14 protein-coding genes are annotated in these 14,873 nt (G+C 52.2%); 12 read left to right on the top strand and 2 right to left on the bottom strand.

Going from position 1 to position 14,873, the window contains the following annotated elements:
* Positions 1-27 precede the first annotated feature (27 nt).
* Together phoU and KOR42_RS09305 are read left to right on the top strand one after the other, a co-directional pair.
* Complete coding sequence (phoU, locus tag KOR42_RS09310) at positions 28-711, top strand: phosphate signaling complex protein PhoU (protein WP_146509066.1); 684 nt, start codon at positions 28-30, stop codon at positions 709-711.
* Positions 708-1,400, top strand: a complete 693-nt coding sequence (locus KOR42_RS09305; RefSeq protein ID WP_146509065.1) for a response regulator — start codon at positions 708-710, stop codon at positions 1,398-1,400. The genes phoU and KOR42_RS09305 overlap by 4 nt, the downstream gene beginning before the upstream one ends.
* Before the next feature lie 168 nt (positions 1,401-1,568).
* Here KOR42_RS09305 and KOR42_RS09300 read toward each other — a convergent pair whose 3' ends face one another.
* Entirely contained in the window at positions 1,569-2,030 is a 462-nt protein-coding gene (locus tag KOR42_RS09300; RefSeq protein WP_146509063.1) for a RidA family protein, read from the bottom strand.
* Between the two features lie 431 nt (positions 2,031-2,461).
* On the opposite strand from KOR42_RS09300, the gene KOR42_RS09295 reads away from it, so the two are divergent.
* Together KOR42_RS09295 and KOR42_RS09290 are read left to right on the top strand one after the other, a co-directional pair.
* Complete coding sequence (locus KOR42_RS09295; protein WP_197441007.1) at positions 2,462-3,607, top strand: ATP-grasp domain-containing protein; 1,146 nt, start codon at positions 2,462-2,464, stop codon at positions 3,605-3,607.
* A 219-nt stretch (positions 3,608-3,826) separates the two neighbouring features.
* Positions 3,827-5,101 carry a Gfo/Idh/MocA family protein gene (locus tag KOR42_RS09290; RefSeq protein ID WP_197441006.1) on the top strand — a complete coding sequence of 425 codons (1,275 nt, stop codon included), beginning with the start codon at positions 3,827-3,829 and terminating at the stop codon, positions 5,099-5,101.
* Positions 5,102-5,114: 13 nt separating this feature from the next.
* Here the strand turns inward: KOR42_RS09290 and KOR42_RS09285 are convergent, their stop codons facing one another.
* On the bottom strand, positions 5,115-6,107 hold the full coding sequence (locus KOR42_RS09285; protein ID WP_146509059.1) for a Swt1 family HEPN domain-containing protein: 993 nt from the start codon (positions 6,105-6,107) through the stop codon (positions 5,115-5,117).
* Between KOR42_RS09285 and KOR42_RS09280 the strand changes: the two genes are divergently transcribed.
* The 8 genes from KOR42_RS09280 to KOR42_RS09245 all read left to right on the top strand — a co-directional run bounded on the left by KOR42_RS09280 (position 6,081) and on the right by KOR42_RS09245 (position 14,573).
* The gene (locus KOR42_RS09280; RefSeq protein ID WP_197441005.1) at positions 6,081-8,438 is read left to right on the top strand and encodes a BatA domain-containing protein; all 2,358 of its coding nucleotides are present in this window, start codon (positions 6,081-6,083) and stop codon (positions 8,436-8,438) included. The two genes, KOR42_RS09285 and KOR42_RS09280, sit on opposite strands and share 27 nt — an antisense overlap.
* Positions 8,439-8,631: 193 nt before the next feature.
* A complete protein-coding gene (locus KOR42_RS09275; protein ID WP_231740818.1) occupies positions 8,632-10,050 on the top strand; it encodes a DUF1559 domain-containing protein in 1,419 nt (472 codons plus the stop codon).
* 307 nt (positions 10,051-10,357) lie between these two features.
* Positions 10,358-10,813 carry a response regulator gene (locus KOR42_RS09270; RefSeq protein ID WP_197441003.1) on the top strand — a complete coding sequence of 152 codons (456 nt, stop codon included), beginning with the start codon at positions 10,358-10,360 and terminating at the stop codon, positions 10,811-10,813.
* Between the two features lie 356 nt (positions 10,814-11,169).
* Positions 11,170-11,286, top strand: a complete 117-nt coding sequence (rpmJ, locus tag KOR42_RS09265; RefSeq protein WP_146509053.1) for a 50S ribosomal protein L36 — start codon at positions 11,170-11,172, stop codon at positions 11,284-11,286.
* 395 nt (positions 11,287-11,681) lie between these two features.
* Positions 11,682-12,068 (top strand): 30S ribosomal protein S13, encoded by a 387-nt coding sequence (gene rpsM / locus KOR42_RS09260; RefSeq protein WP_146509051.1) that lies wholly within the window; start codon positions 11,682-11,684, stop codon positions 12,066-12,068.
* Between the two features lie 225 nt (positions 12,069-12,293).
* Positions 12,294-12,677 carry a 30S ribosomal protein S11 gene (rpsK, locus tag KOR42_RS09255; protein WP_146509050.1) on the top strand — a complete coding sequence of 128 codons (384 nt, stop codon included), beginning with the start codon at positions 12,294-12,296 and terminating at the stop codon, positions 12,675-12,677.
* A 108-nt stretch (positions 12,678-12,785) separates the two neighbouring features.
* Entirely contained in the window at positions 12,786-13,796 is a 1,011-nt protein-coding gene (locus KOR42_RS09250) for a DNA-directed RNA polymerase subunit alpha (RefSeq protein WP_146509047.1), read from the top strand.
* A 78-nt stretch (positions 13,797-13,874) separates the two neighbouring features.
* Complete coding sequence (locus KOR42_RS09245) at positions 13,875-14,573, top strand: bL17 family ribosomal protein (protein ID WP_146509045.1); 699 nt, start codon at positions 13,875-13,877, stop codon at positions 14,571-14,573.
* The last annotated feature ends 300 nt before the right edge of the window (positions 14,574-14,873 follow it).

Raw genomic sequence — 14,873 nt, 5'->3', positions numbered from 1 at the left:
GCGGTTCATGTTCTCGAAAGTGATGCCATGACAGTACATATGCAACTCGACCTTTCAGAACTGCACAGAGAGTTGCTGGCGATGTGCACACGTGTTGAGGACATGATTCACAGGTCAGTCGGTCAGCTGTCGAGTCCGGACTTTCAAGTGACTCGAGAGTTGATTCAGGAAGACAACGAAATTGACCGCTGGGATGTCCGGATTGAAGATCATTGCCTGAAGATTCTCGCATTGTATCAGCCGGTCGCGGTCGATTTGCGTCGAATTACAACGGTCATGAAAGTGGCTGCGGAACTGGAACGTGTCGCGGATCTTGCTGTGAGCATTAGCGAGAGAGCCTGCGGATTGTTGAATACGCCGCAGTTTTCCGTCCCCAGCCAGTTGACTGAAATGGCGACTCGGGCTGTGTCGATGCTGCATCGAAGCATCGACTGTTATGTCGATATGGACAGCCAGCTTGCGCGTCAAATTTGCGAGGAAGACGACGAAATTGACCGCATGAACGAAGAGTTGATCAACGATCTGATTCAGCGAATGCATGAGTCGCCCGATCAGATCGACGCGTTGCTTCATCTCTTCTCGGCAGTGCGAACGATCGAACGTGTTGCGGACCATGCGACCAACATCGCGGAAGACATTGTTTATCTCGTAGAAGGCAAAATCATCCGGCACGCCGGGAAATTTGAACGAGAAGATCAGGCATCACCATGACCAAACCTCGCGTACTGATTGTTGAAGATGAGATCCCGATTCTCGATGCGCTGCTGTACAACCTGCAGAAAGAGAATTTCGATGTGACCACGGCAACTGACGGACGCGAAGCTCTTCGCAAGTGTCAGAGTCAAGTGCCGGACATTGTCATCCTCGACTTGATGATTCCTCCGCCTGATGGTCTTCAGGTGTGTCGAGAATTGCGAAGTGATCCGCGGACCAAGAATGTCCGCATTCTGATGCTGACCGCGAAAGATCACGAGACGGATGAAATCGTCGGGTTCAACATGGGAGCCGATGACTATGTCGCCAAGCCGTTTCGGATGCGTCCGCTGATTGAACGTGTCAAAGCGTTGCTTCGGCGGGCAGGAGCTGAAGAGCCATCGGGTGACATCACCGTTGTCGATGGAATTACGATCGACCGTAAGAATCACATGGTCACGGTCGACGAAAATGAGTTGATTCTCACACCGACCGAATTTCGTCTCTTGTGGACTCTCGCACGACAGCCCGGACGAACATTCAGTCGGAATGAACTTCTCGATTGCAGCCGCGGCGAAGATGCAAACTCGATGGAACGGACGATCGACGTTCATGTCCGTGCGTTACGAAAGAAGCTCAGCGCACGTGCAGAGTTGATCGAAACGATTCGCGGAATCGGATATCGATTCAAACCAGATCGAATCTGATCCGCATTGCGGGTTTCTTTGCACGCGGCTGACGAGTTTCCTTCGACAAGCTAGAGCAAGTTGCTCTCTCCAGTGCGAGAAGGATGCAGATCAATTCAACAAGCTGAGCAATCCTCGAGAGAGTTGCTGTCAACAAAAGGTGACAGCTCTTTGAGTCATGCGGCTGGTTCAGTCACGGACTTCGAAGATTGCTTCGATCTCCACAGCGATTCGTCCGGGAAGCGAACCCATCCCGACTGCGGATCGGGCGCCGACTCCGTCGTCCCCGAAGACTTCTCGAAGCAGGTCGCTGCACCCATTGATCACTGCCGGATGGTTCTCGAAATCGGGTGTGCAGTTCACCATTCCCAGGACTTTGATCGTGCGCACGACCTTGTCGAGTGAACCGAGCGATTGTCGAAGGGTGGCCAGAATCGCGAGACCTGTAACTTTTGCTGCTTCCCTGGCTGCGGCTTCATCCAGATCAACGCCAACTTTGCCGGTGATCAATGTCTTGTCGCACTGTAAAGGGCCGTGTCCAGAAACGTAAACCAGATTGTCAATTCGGACGATCGGTTTATAGGTGCCTGCAGGCTTCGGTGCGGGTGGGAGTTCGAGACCAAGAGACTTGAGGGCTGCTTCTGCAGACATGGGGCGATGACCTTCTGTGTGAAAAAGTTGCTCGTTAATGAGTTTTCGTCCGTACGAATTGACTCAGCGTTTCATGGAGATTTCTTCGTCATCATCCGTGAATGGTGAATCAACAGACGTTAGGGACGGTTGAATTTTGTTGCAAAGTTGAGTTTCGTTGCAAAGCTGTTCGATGGTAGCGAATGGAGGCTGTCGGAGGCGAGGCAGTTGGTGCGTCGACGCTATTGGAAACGGAGTTCTGTGTGAGAAGTTGATTTCCGTTTCACCTTCCCGGGAAATCTCAAAGATTCGGCATAAACTGAATCGTTTTGAAGCGGTTTTCCCCTGATTTCCATAAACGGATTGCGTTTCGACTGGGAAACGCCCCTGAGCCTCATTAGCTTTGATCATTGGTCGTTGATTTTTTGTTCAGTTTGCATTGGAACCTCTCGTTGATTGAGCCGACTGCTGACTTTATTCTGATTGGTGCCAGTACACGTGCCGCTGCTTACTCAGCCTTGAGATCGGGTTTAAGGCCGGATTGCCTCGATCTGTTTGGAGACAGCGATCTTGCGCAATATGCACATGTCGAACGAGTTGACCAGTACCCGCATGATCTCATCAAGCGATTGAGTGATCGTCCTCCGCTTCCGGTTGTGTATGTTGGAGGACTTGAGAATTACCCCGAGCTCCTCGACGAGATTTCAGAGAGTCGCACGCTGTGGGGAAATAGTTCTTCAGTGGTGCGGCAGGCTCGTGATCCGAAGGAACTGACCGAAGCGACTCGTCTGGCGCAAGTGAAAATTCCGGAGTGGCGACCTTCTTCCGATCCTCCTGAAGCCAACGGGGAATGGCTTCTGAAGCCGACACGACGAAGTGGCGGAAGCGGGATCATCTTATGGACCGAAGATGCCCGGAATTCAGAGGTGCTCAATGAGGAACACCGGTTTGAGCGGTTCATTTCCGGGAAGAGTTACTCCGGAATCTATGTTGCTGGAGCCAGCACCGGCGATGTTCGTTTTGTGGGACTGACTCATCAATTGCACGGGGAAGAAGCAGCCAACGCACACGATTTTCAGTGGTGTGGAAACATCGGTCCGGTCACGCTTTCTGTGGAGCTGGAACACAAGATGCGCCGCGTGGGCAACTTGTTGAAGTGGAAGCTCGGGATCGTTGGCCTGTTCGGAGTTGACTTTATCGTCAGTGACGATGAAGACGTGTATGTTCTGGAAGTGAATCCTCGCTATCCTGCGTCGCTGGACATCCTCGAATTCGCCACCTGTCAGGGGCTATTTGCACTACACGTGAAGTGTTTTGATGACTCGGTTGAGACGCTGAATTGGACGTTCCAGTCGGAGAACGAATACTTCGGCAAGATGGTTGTCTATGCTCCTCGAGAGATGACTTCGAACGGCGAACTCGTCGAGCAAGTCTGCAGCTTCAACGACTATCCCGAGTTCGGGGATATTCCTCAGGCGGGAGTGAAATTTCACCAAGGTGACCCGTTCTGCACCGTCTACGCAAAGGGAAGCTCTCTGGAGGCCTGCCGCGACGAACTCAATGCACGTGTTGCGGACTTGAATCGTCGACTTGAGTAGCGTTGTTCTCAGAGTCTGAAATTGGTGAATGGGACGGAACGGCTTCGCGGTTGCGGGTGAGCATCAAATGTGACGCATGCAACACTTTGCGGCGACTTCTGATTTTCTTTCCCGGCCACTTGATTCATCTGTCGAATCTGCACATGGTAGGACGCAAGCCGGCTGTCTTGGTCGATAGCTGGTCCGGTGTGAAATTCGGCAATGCATGGGAATGGCTTGATGAGTGAGCGTCAACAGTTGCGCGGTGGAATGGTCGGAGTCGGAATGATTTTCGACGAAACCTATCGTCCCTTTTTTGAGACTGCTGCTCGTGAGGGGCTTTATGATCGTCGATTCGGACTGGTCGACGTTCGCCTCGCTGCAATCGGGTCCAGAACCGGAACTCGCGCCGAAGCCTATCGCTCCTCGGCTCCGGAAGAGATGCAGGATTTCGTCAGCGTTGTCGGGCCATCAGCTGTGGACGAAATGTTGTCCAACGAGGATTTGGACTTCGCCTGCGTCGCGACTCCTGACGATCGTCATTTTGAGATCTCGAAGAAAGTTCTTCAGGCTGGGAAACATCTTCTGATTGAAAAGCCGTCTGTGTTGAAGCTCGATCAGCTTGACGAGTTGATCAAGCTTTCGCGTGAAAAGAATGTGCTTGCGAAGGTCGTCTATCACAAGCTTCTTGACCCGGATCACAAGAAGCTCAGAACGCTTGTCGCTGACAACGTGCTTCAACATGTGAACAACGGATACTGCACGCTTCTTGAACCCAAGCTGATCTCAGGAAGCCAGTTTTCGGAATGGATTACCGGTCGAAATCCGGGGACGTATGTCGCGGTCCACTACATCAAATTGATCGACTATACCTTTGGCGGACGATTGAAAACCGTTCAGGCTACCGGTCAACGAGGATTGGTTCGAGCAGCGGATTCCGACACCTGGGACAGTGTGCAGATGCGACTGATTTACGAGTATGAAGATGGGCGCGAAGCAGCCTTCGATCTGCATACATCGTGGGTCACTCCCGACAACTTCCCGGGCTATGTCGAGCAGGAAGTGCAGTTCCGATTTGATAATGGTGTCTGGAATGGCCATTCGCGCAAGCGCGGAGTGGAATTGACTGTCGAAGGGCGAACCCCTCTCGAGATGAAACAGTCGATCAACAACCACTACAACGGATCGTTTCTGGAGCCGTGGGGAGAACGGTCCCAGCGAGGATACGGAATCGAGGTGATCGAGCGGTTTGTTCGAGAAGTTGCCTGCGTTGAATTGGGAGGACCGGAAAGCGAACGTATCGAACGGCTGAAGGCGATGCAGTCGCTTCCATACAACGATGTCGATGCGGATCGGCAAGTTGTGTGTGCCGTCCAGGCGTTGGAGGCGATTCTGTACTCGGCTGCGAATGGTCAACCCGATGGTGTCGCCCGTGTCAACGATGAGCGAGGCGGACTGGTCCTTTATCTTCCCGGGAAAGCGGAACCGGAGGTTCTTTACGAACCACGTTTGTGAGAGGCTCACGCTCCTATTCGTTGGCGCCCAACTGGCAATACGGACACGGCTTGCGGTACACAATCCGGTGGCATCGCGGGCATTCCCTCGGCCCGTAGAGCAGAGGTGCTTCCATCTTGAACTGCTGGTAGATCAGATAGATAAAGATGAGAAGGACAAACGAAATCAACGTGATCGAGCCTTCGTTGCTAAACATGATCGCATGGATAATGATCAGGCAGCAACAGAGGGCGTAGATTCCAATCACCCACCATTTGTTTCGCTGAAACGCTGTCTTTTGAACCTGCGAGTTGACCTTTTCAGCGACGTGAGATTCGAGGAGGTCCGTCTTCTCTCGTTCGATCACAACGACGTTCTTGGCATCAACGGATTTGAGAAGTCGGTGACAGCTGTCGAGGACACGAAAGACGTCGTCGAATGTGAAGGCTTGTTGATGAGCCCAGCGATTTCGAAATTCTCTCAATTCGCTGACGAGGCTTCGTTCATAGTGTCCGAGGTCGTGTCGAAAGACCGAATTCCATTGATCCCACATGACCGTCAACAGCGAGTGGGCATCCCAGTCGATCGATTTTCCGTCTTGTGTGAGCCGACTTCGGTCGTCTCGGAAGCTGCTCTCAACGGATCGGATCCAGTTGTCGCGGTGAATTTTCCTCAGTTTTTCTTCGACGTACGGAGCAAGTCCTTCGGTGAGAAGGTCGAGTCCGGTGGAGATGCGTTCGCGATTGGTGGCCACGGTAATACTCTTGAGGGGCAAGGAAGGCTCTGGACTATTGTTGTCGATGAAGACCCGTTCGGCGATGATGAATTTCGGACAGCCCGTGCGATCGTCGAGTCCGATCGCTTTTGAATGGAAAAGGACGAAGATTCCGATGACATTGGATAGAGTGATCAATCCGGGCAATCGCTGCAATCGACATCGCTGTTGCGCCTCGAATGTGTCGGGTTCTTCCGCCAATTCCGATTTGTTGGGGCTTTGATAGTGTTTCCGGAAATTGTGTTCGGTCAACCGGGGCTTTTGTGGGGAATCGCAAGTGCCGTTCTTCCCGTAGCGATTTATCTGTTGATGAAACGACAGGTTCGCATCGAGAATTGGGGGGCAACGCGATTCTTGCAGGTCGTTGTCGAGAAGCGGCGGCATCAAATTCGGCTTCACTCGATTTTGCCGCTCTTGCTCAGAATCCTCGTCATCGTCTTGCTGGTGTTGGGAGCATCGGACCCACATCAGGCCAGCGACTGGGATGCCTCCGAAGTTGATGTTCCGGCGCACCGACTCCTCATTGTGGACGTCTCGATGAGTATGGGAGTCGTCGATGATGACACTTCCCGATTCGAACGCGTGCTCGGCCAATTGGAAAATCTCTTCCGTACAAGCGGACCGAATGATTCGTGGCAACTGCTCTTGCATGGCAACAGCTTTCGGCCAGAAAGAATTCGACTCCCCAGTTTTCAGCTTGAAGCTGTTGCTTCAGAAATCCGTGAACTGAAACCCACTTTTCAGTCCGGGAACGTGATTGCGACTCTCACTCGGGCGATTCGAATGGCAGAGGAGTTTCCTTCCGATGCCGTTGAGGTCATCTTCTTCACCGATCTTCAACGGTCAGAATGGGCGAGTTCAACGGAATTGCCGGGCAGAATTCGTGAACTGCTCGATCAGCTCAGTCGATTGGCAACGGTCATGGTGGTCTCGTCGGATGACGGGAATCGCCTCTCGAATTCAACAGTCAACTCAGGCATCGTCGACGTTGATCTGTCCGAGCAAAACGAGGTGGAAGTTCCATTCGAGGTGACGAGCTTCGCGAGCGAAAATGATTCGATTGAGATCGGTTTTCAGGTTGATGGCGAATCGATTGGGACTCGAAATGTGATTGTCGGTGAACAGGACCGATCGGCCGGAACGATGTTGTTTCAGATTCATCAGCCCGGTGTGCATGCGCTTAGAACGCAAACTCTTCCCGATGCATTGATGGCTGACAATGTTTTCTGGTCACCTGTGGTTGTGAACGGTCCGGCCAACATCCTTCTTGTGCGGGGAGCAAACGATGAGGTGAAAGACGTCTCAGCGAGCGACTTTCTGGCTGCGGCTCTTGAGGTTCCGAATGAACAATCTCGCCGCGACACGATGCAAGCTGCTTCTCATCGGGTCACAAACATTCCTCGCAATGAGTTTTCCAGCGAACAGCTCGATGAGTTCGACGTGGTGCTGTTCTGTGGGATTCCTGTGCTGACTCTCGTTGATGCTGAACGGCTCAGGCAGTTCGTCGAGGCTGGAGGGGGCGTTATGTTCTCAGTTGACGAGACAACGAACGCGACCGCTGTGAATCAGGTTTTCGGGAGTGAAGGAGTTGATCTGCTGCCCGCAGTGCTGGGAGAACACAAGTCCATCGATCCGAGGTTTGAAGAGTCGTTCAGATTCGAATCGGAACCGTCGACGCATCCGATCGTGCGTGAGTTTCGGAATTCTCCGGAATCGGGTTTCTCAACCACTCGGATCTACCAGTACGTGAAGTCGAGTATTCCGGATGATATTGACGCTGGCGTTAAGCGAGTCGTCGATCTTGTGAACGGTGATCCGCTGATTGTGGAAAGACAAGTCGGGCTGGGAGCGGTCGTTCTCGTCAATACGAGCTTTGAACCACAATGGGGGAGTTGGGTTCTGTGGCCCAGCTATCTTCCGATGATTCAGGAAATGGTTCGTTACTTGAATTCACTCGAGAGAAAAGTTGTGGTCTCGACGGTCGGAAGCGGAGACCTTTTGGACCTGACAATGAGCGGTCCACTCACTCGCATCGTCGATGAGCAAGAGAATCTGGTGTGGGAAATGGTCGGGCGGCCGACTTCGACAGATCAGCTTCTGGGCACTGTTCTTGCCCGTCCTGGCGTGTTCCGACTGAGCTATCGAGACAACGAAGATGCTCAACAAGTTCTGTTTCGGAACTGTGACCAAGCTGAGAGTGATCTGAAGACGCTCGATTCCCGTGATCGAATTCGAAAGGAGATCTTTCAGGGGCTGAATGTGACAGTGACCGACTCACTTAATGACTCATCGGGATACTCCCAGTTCTCCGATCCCGTTTCGGTTCATGCGTACTCTCGCTGGTTGTTTTTCTTTGCGTTTCTGTTTCTCCTCATCGACGCGGTCCTCGGGGCTTCGTATCGACTCGGGGTTGGAATGCTGTTGGGGCTTCTGTGCGGTATCGCGATCATCTGGTCGTTGCCGATGTCCGCCAATGCAATTTTCGTCGTGGTTGCTGGAACGATGTCACTGGGGGGAATTTTGCTGACGCGAGCACCGGGGATTCGAATGACATTCTTCAGAGGGGCTGGGAGTTCCGCTTGAGCCTTCATTCTCGGCCACGTCGGGAGTGTGCGGCGAGAGCACATCTTGATGCGGTCTCGGGAGTCGCTGCGATGCAGAGAATAAGATGCTCTGGAGGCATTCGCCCGGGAATCATAGAATTCGGCGGTTCCTCACGACTGAAGTGAAAGTCAGCAATTTGAATCGGTTTCCCTGTCCTCACTGTTCTGCCCCATTGCGAGTTCGCGACCTGAGTCGTCGCGGACAGACGATTCAGTGCCCGGACTGCAGTCAACCAGTCTTGCTGGAAGAGCAGGACGGTCGACTGGTGGGAGTTGAGCCGATTCAGCTTCCGGAGTCGTTGCAATCGCGAGTGGGGTCTTCGTTTCCGGTCCGAATTCTTCTCGTCGGGATTCTTGTTGTCACCTGGATTGTTTGGTTCCTTCTGAAACCAGAAACAGTATCGACCGACACAGCCACACATTCGGAGACCAGTGTGCCGGAGGAATCGCTGGAAACCTCGGGAGGGACTGACGTCGGGCCAATAACCATCGAAGGCGACGGGAGTGCAAACGAGACGAATGAAGCTGATGTCGATGGCAACGGTCTACTGCAACAGCGACTCAAGGGCATTTATGATTCGCTCGATCGCAACCTTGCCCTGACTGGATCGTACGCGAACGGGATGGATTTAACTCGCGATGAGAGCGTTCCTCGATGGAGTTGGATTGCACAACTGGAGCGGCAAGAGAACGCCGGGAATCTTTCTTTGGATTGGAAAGCGGCCTGGAACGACCGCCAGAACGATTCTTTTGTCCGTCGCCGATTGGAACAATATCAGAACCCGGAAGTGACGCGTCTGGCAGGTGATGATCGTTACCCAGCGACGCATTTCGCCGGTGTTTCCGGAGTGGGACCTGACTCAGAGCGTTTGTCGATCAATCATCCGCGTGCGGGAATTTTCTCACCGTTTCGAACCGTACAAAAGTCGGACATCGTGGATGGAACCTCCAACACGATGTTGATCGTCGGAGTGCAGTCGATGCTGGGGGCTTGGGCTCGTCCTGGAAACGCGACGATTCGCAGCTTCAATCAGGAACCGTATGTAAATGGGCCGGATGGAATTGGAACCGGCGATCAGGATTCGATGCTTGTTCTGATGGCAGATGGATCCGTGAAACAGGTTTCTGCTGAGACTGATCCGCGCATCATTCGACGAATGGCTGCGATGGCCGATGGGCTCAGCCTCGAAACCGATGAAAACGGGACTCCTGTCGAATTCGACGATCGCGTTGAGGAGGAGCCAGAAGATTCGTCTGATCACGAACCTGTGCTTCCTCTGCTCGCGTCCGATGCCGCTCCGTTCTCGATCGACGAGCGACTAGAGCAGCGACTCGTTGAGTATCGATTGGTGAATCCCACACAAGTTGGAATCCTCTTGCGAGAGTTCTCGGAGATTGCCGGAGTGTCCGTTGATCACAGTGACGTTGATCCCGAACAATTGGATCATCGAGTGACATTGAGCTTGCAGGACGTCGATCTTCTGGAGCTGTTGAAAGAGATCACTGCTTCGGTGGGATTAGACTTTGAAGTGCAAGCGAGGCGGATTCGAATTCTTCCGAAAGATGATCCGTCGAAGTCTCCTCAAGATTGACGATTGGTTGTGATTGCTGCTGCGAGCACGCAAGTCAGGTTTGGGAGAAGTTCTCGTCCCGATCGATGGTTGTCTTGATCGTGTGCACCTGACTGTTGAACGAAATTCGATCTCGTGTCGCGACAGAGAAACGGGAAGAACGGCGATCAGGCTTGGATGATGCAATCGTCTGTGTGTAGAATTCCGTTGATTCGCTCAGTATGAGACGAACCGCGTCGACGATTGCCTTTTGGTTGATTGATCGTCCATTTGTGAGCCTACTGGCATCATTAGCTTTTCTCGACCTAACTGCTGATAGACTGCTGTCATGACGAATACGGAAACCATCACCGGGCGAATCCTCATTGCTGACGATAACGAACAGAACAGGGAACTGTTGGAAGCGTATCTCAGCGATGATGGGCACGAGATTCTCATGTCGGAGGACGGGCAGAAGACGTTGGAAAAAGCACGGGCTGAGCTTCCGGACTTGATTCTGCTCGACATCATGATGCCGAAGATGAGCGGTTACGAAGTCTGCCAACAACTTCGATCGGGCGACGAAACAAAACGGATTCCGATCTTGATGGTGACAGCCCTCAAGGAGTCCGGCGACATTGAGAAAGCGGTCGCTGCCGGAGCTGACGATTTCCTGAGCAAGCCTGTGAATCGTCTCGAATTGAAGACGAGAGTGCGGTCGCTGTTGCGTGTTCGACACTTAACAAGCGAGCGTGATCGCCTCCTCGCCTATTTGCAGGAAGTTGACGCCCCGCAGTCGAAGTAGATGAAGTTGAATTCGCCTGTTTTGTGGTGCGAATCGACGTAACTCTTTTTCCGTGTGTTGTTTACTGTTCTCGCTGGGCGGTAGGATTTATTTTTGCAAATTTCAAAAAAAAACAGCCCGGAATCGGGGTGTATGTCGTAACTGTTTTGTCAGTAACGGGTTAAGTTGTTGTCTTGTGAGGGCCTGGAGTGAGGCCCGGAAACTTGTGAAAACTGGTGCTGCTCGCTTATACTGCCACGCTTTCGTTCTCAACAGCGCCCCCAGTCTCCACATTGAAGTCGAACTGGTGATTCCATCGAGCAGATCGTGTGATTGCGCCTGCATAACATCGGTGGTTAAATACGGAGTCAATTGAAATGAAGGTTCGCTCAAGCGTTAAACGCATCTGTGAGCATTGCAAAGTTGTCCGCCGAAAAGGTCGCAACTTTGTCATTTGCTCAGCCAACCCTCGCCACAAACAACGGCAAGGGTGATCTCCAACGGTCATCGAAAATGGTCGCAGTCTATCGGCGGCGATTTTCGTAGCGCTTCAGCATTGGGCAGGTGGTTCGGTCGCAGCATTGGACAAAGTGTCAGGAATTGAATTCTGGTCGATGTTAAATCTGTCTCCGCACAGTTGCCGTTGGGAAATCGCAGAATTGAGGAAGTGAATACAGGCAGGATGGTCGACGTCGGGATGTGAAGTGTGTTCTTCCTCACGAATGGTGTCACTGAAACACAAATGGCCAGAGTGTTGTATTCCAGATCGAGGAGTCAGTTCCTCGTCGTGTTTTTCAGTCGAGTTCCGCAGTCAGCAAAAAACGTGACTTCGGTCGAGTGAAGAAATTTAGAAGTCACGAGTTTAGCGAAGTAGAAACAGGAAACTCTCATGCCTCGTATTTTGGGTGTGGACATTCCAAACAACAAGCCAACCTATATCTCTTTGCAGTATCTGCATGGGATTGGTGAGGTGAAAGCCATCGAGATCTGCCGGACGCTTGGTCTCGAAACTCATCGTCGGGCTCGTGAATTGAGCGACGATGATATTCAGCGAATCAACAACATCCTCGATAATCAATTCGTTGTCGAAGGGCAGTTGCGTCGCCAGACCGGTGACAACATCTCCCGACTTCGCTCGATTCAGTGCTACCGAGGAGTCCGCCATCGTCGCGGGTTGCCGGTACGAGGTCAAAATACACAGACAAACGCCCGAACACGTAAAGGTGCCAAGAAAACGGTTGCCGGTAAAAAGGGTGTTAAGGACATGCGTCACTAATTGGCTGTGGTCGGATTCGTCTCGTGGGGTCCCGTCAACTTACTCACTGCGTGACGAGATACTGTCTGACGAGATCACGGGCGACTGTTCTCATAGATGGACCCCATTTCAACTGAGGTCAAAGAATGCGGATGGCAGCTGTCCGCGATGTTTAATCAGGTTTCGTGCCTGATGAGATTTCCTGAATCGTATTCGAACAAACTACTTTTTTGAGGGGTTCGCTCTGTGGCCAAGGCCAACAAGAAAAAACGAACACGGCGAAATGTCAATCGCGGTGTTGCTCACATCAAAGCGACGTTCAACAACACTCTCGTTTCGATCTCTGATACGAACGGCGATATTCTGTGTTGGGCGTCCGCCGGAACTGTCGGTTTTAAGGGATCTCGAAAGAGCACTCCGTTTGCTGCTCAACGTGCTGCGGAAACGTGTGCCGACCGAGCTCGCAAGTTTGGTGTCCGTGAACTGGAAGTCCGAGTCAAAGGACCAGGTTCAGGGCGAGAAAGCGCAATCACCGGTTTGCAGGTCGGAGGGATTTCGATCAAAGCAATCGAAGATGTGACACCTCTTCCTCACAACGGATGTCGGCCTCGTAAGCGTCGTCGCGTCTAATCACCGTCTGGTGTCATGTAATTAATCGCCAGTTCGCCCGATCCGTTCAGAAATGTGCGTGATCCGGCTTTTGATCGACACTGATCGTCGAAATAAGGAGACTGCCCGGTGAGAATCCGATGGAGAAATCTTGAGCTCCCAAGTCGTGTCGTTCCCGTCAACGAGACAGCGACTGACACATACAGTGCGTTCATTGCTGAACCTTTCGAACGCGGATTTGGACACACCATTGCCAACAGCCTGCGACGAATTCTCCTCTCAAGCCTTGAGGGAAGTGCCGTCACACGCGTGAAAATCGGTGGGATTCAGCACGAGTTCACAACGATTCCGGGTGTTGTCGAAGATGTCACCGATATCTGTCTGAACCTGAAATCACTCGTCGTCAAGAACCACAGCAGCACCAACAAAACACTGCGTATCGAAAAGCACGAACGTGGTGTTGTGACGGGTGCCGATGTCATCACTGACGATCAAGTTGAAGTGATCAACAATGACTTGATCATCGCCACTATGACCGACGACGTTCCACTCAGCATGGAATTGACCGTCGAAAACGGACGTGGTTACATCCCGGCCAAAGAAGCATATGAGAACAGTCCAGAACTGGGCGTGATTCCTCTCGATGCAGCTTTCTCTCCAGTGACTCGAGTTCGTTACAACGTTGAAGACACACGCGTTGGGCAACGGACAAACTACGACAAGTTGACGCTGGAAATCTGGACGGACGGAACCGTTTCTCCGGAAATGGCACTAGTTGAAGCTTCCAAGATTATGCGGAAGCACCTCAATCCGTTCATCAACTACCAGGAACCAGGTCCAGAACTGCCACCAGAGGCAGGCTTGAAGGGTATGCTGGAAGCAACGGGCTACTCACCGATTGATCTTGAACTTGAAGAGAAGCTCAATCGTAGTCTGGCAGAACTGAACCTTTCTGTTCGAGCGACAAACTGTCTCGAATCAGAAGGCATCAACTCGGTACGAGACCTCGTTTCTCGAACTGAGGACCAGTTGCTGACCGTTCGCAACTTTGGTGAAACAACATTGGTTGAAGTGCGTGAGCAGTTGAATCAGATCGGATTGCGTTTGGGAATGCGAGTTCCTGAACGATCACGGATGTGATCAGCTGGAGTTTTCAGATTCAGGATATTGATGAGTTGCAGGCAAGCAGCTCAATGAATTGATTGTGGATAAAGTACTATGCGACACCTGATGAGAGGCCGGAAGCTCGGTCGCAATTCGAGCCATCGTAAAGCGATGTTTCGAAATATGGCTGCGAGTCTGATCAAGACTGTGCGAATCGACGAAGATACCGAAGGTGCGCCGAAGGTTTCTGGTCGAATTGTCACGACAGTTGCCAAAGCCAAAGAACTTCGACCATTTGTCGAACGACTGGTGACAATTGCGAAGAAGGCTGCTCCACACGAAGAGCGTGCAGCACAGTTCGCCACAACTGCCGAAAAAGGCAGCGACGCCTGGAAGAAATGGCGTGGATCGAGCGAATGGGAGCAATGGGCTCAGGCCATGGCTCCAGCTGTCACTTATCGTCGACGAGCATTTTCATTGCTTCGCGATAAAGAAGCTGTTGATATCTTGTTCTCGGAATTGGCCGAACGATTTGCTGATCGCGACGGCGGATACACTCGCATCGTGCAACTCGCGAAGGTTCGACTTGGGGACGCTGGTAAGCAGGCCCTTATCGAATTCGTTGGTGAGCGTGATCGCGTGAAGCAACGAAGTGTCGCCCCTGTTGTCGTTGAAGACGATGAAGAAAACGTCGAAGGCGATACTCAAGCTGCCGGTGATTCAGCACCTGAAGGCGATGAATCCGAGACCACAGCCGAAGTGGAAGCAGCGAGCACAGAAGCGACTGAAGAAGGCGAAGAAAAGACTTCTTAGAGTGAGTCGCGGAGTGAACTCAGTTCAAATTCAAAGAGGTTGCGATGTTGTCGCAACCTCTTTTTTTGTTGGTCAAAGCAAAACTCTTCGCGCTGTTTCGTTCTTCTGAAACGTGCCCGCTGAATCGGTTGGGGAACGAGCATTCTATGTTTCGCGGCGCCGAATCGGTTCAAACGACTGGCAATCGATGAGAAATTGCGTTTTCAGAAATGGGTAAAAGCAGTAATATTGCCGGTCGACAGAATTCAGGGTGTGCAACCGGGGTGTTCCTTTTCGGGGTGCCCCGCACGGTTGGAATCG

Source organism: Thalassoglobus neptunius (assembly GCF_007859735.1).
In the GTDB taxonomy this organism is placed as follows: Bacteria; Planctomycetota; Planctomycetia; order Planctomycetales; family Planctomycetaceae; genus Thalassoglobus; species Thalassoglobus neptunius.
This window is presented reverse-complemented; position numbering and strand designations above follow the sequence as displayed.

Bases quoted from the DNA above. Each gene is read 5' to 3' on its own strand.
- rpsM (WP_146509051.1), top strand. From the start codon at position 11,682: ATGCCTCGTATTTTGGGTGTGGACATTCCAAACAACAAGCCAACCTAT.
- KOR42_RS09300 (WP_146509063.1), bottom strand. From the start codon at position 2,030: ATGTCTGCAGAAGCAGCCCTCAAGTCTCTTGGTCTCGAACTCCCACCC.
- KOR42_RS09245 (WP_146509045.1), top strand. From the start codon at position 13,875: ATGCGACACCTGATGAGAGGCCGGAAGCTCGGTCGCAATTCGAGCCAT.
- KOR42_RS09270 (WP_197441003.1), top strand. From the start codon at position 10,358: ATGACGAATACGGAAACCATCACCGGGCGAATCCTCATTGCTGACGAT.
- KOR42_RS09290 (WP_197441006.1), top strand. From the start codon at position 3,827: ATGAGTGAGCGTCAACAGTTGCGCGGTGGAATGGTCGGAGTCGGAATG.
- rpmJ (WP_146509053.1), top strand. From the start codon at position 11,170: ATGAAGGTTCGCTCAAGCGTTAAACGCATCTGTGAGCATTGCAAAGTT.
- KOR42_RS09305 (WP_146509065.1), top strand. From the start codon at position 708: ATGACCAAACCTCGCGTACTGATTGTTGAAGATGAGATCCCGATTCTC.
- phoU (WP_146509066.1), top strand. From the start codon at position 28: ATGACAGTACATATGCAACTCGACCTTTCAGAACTGCACAGAGAGTTG.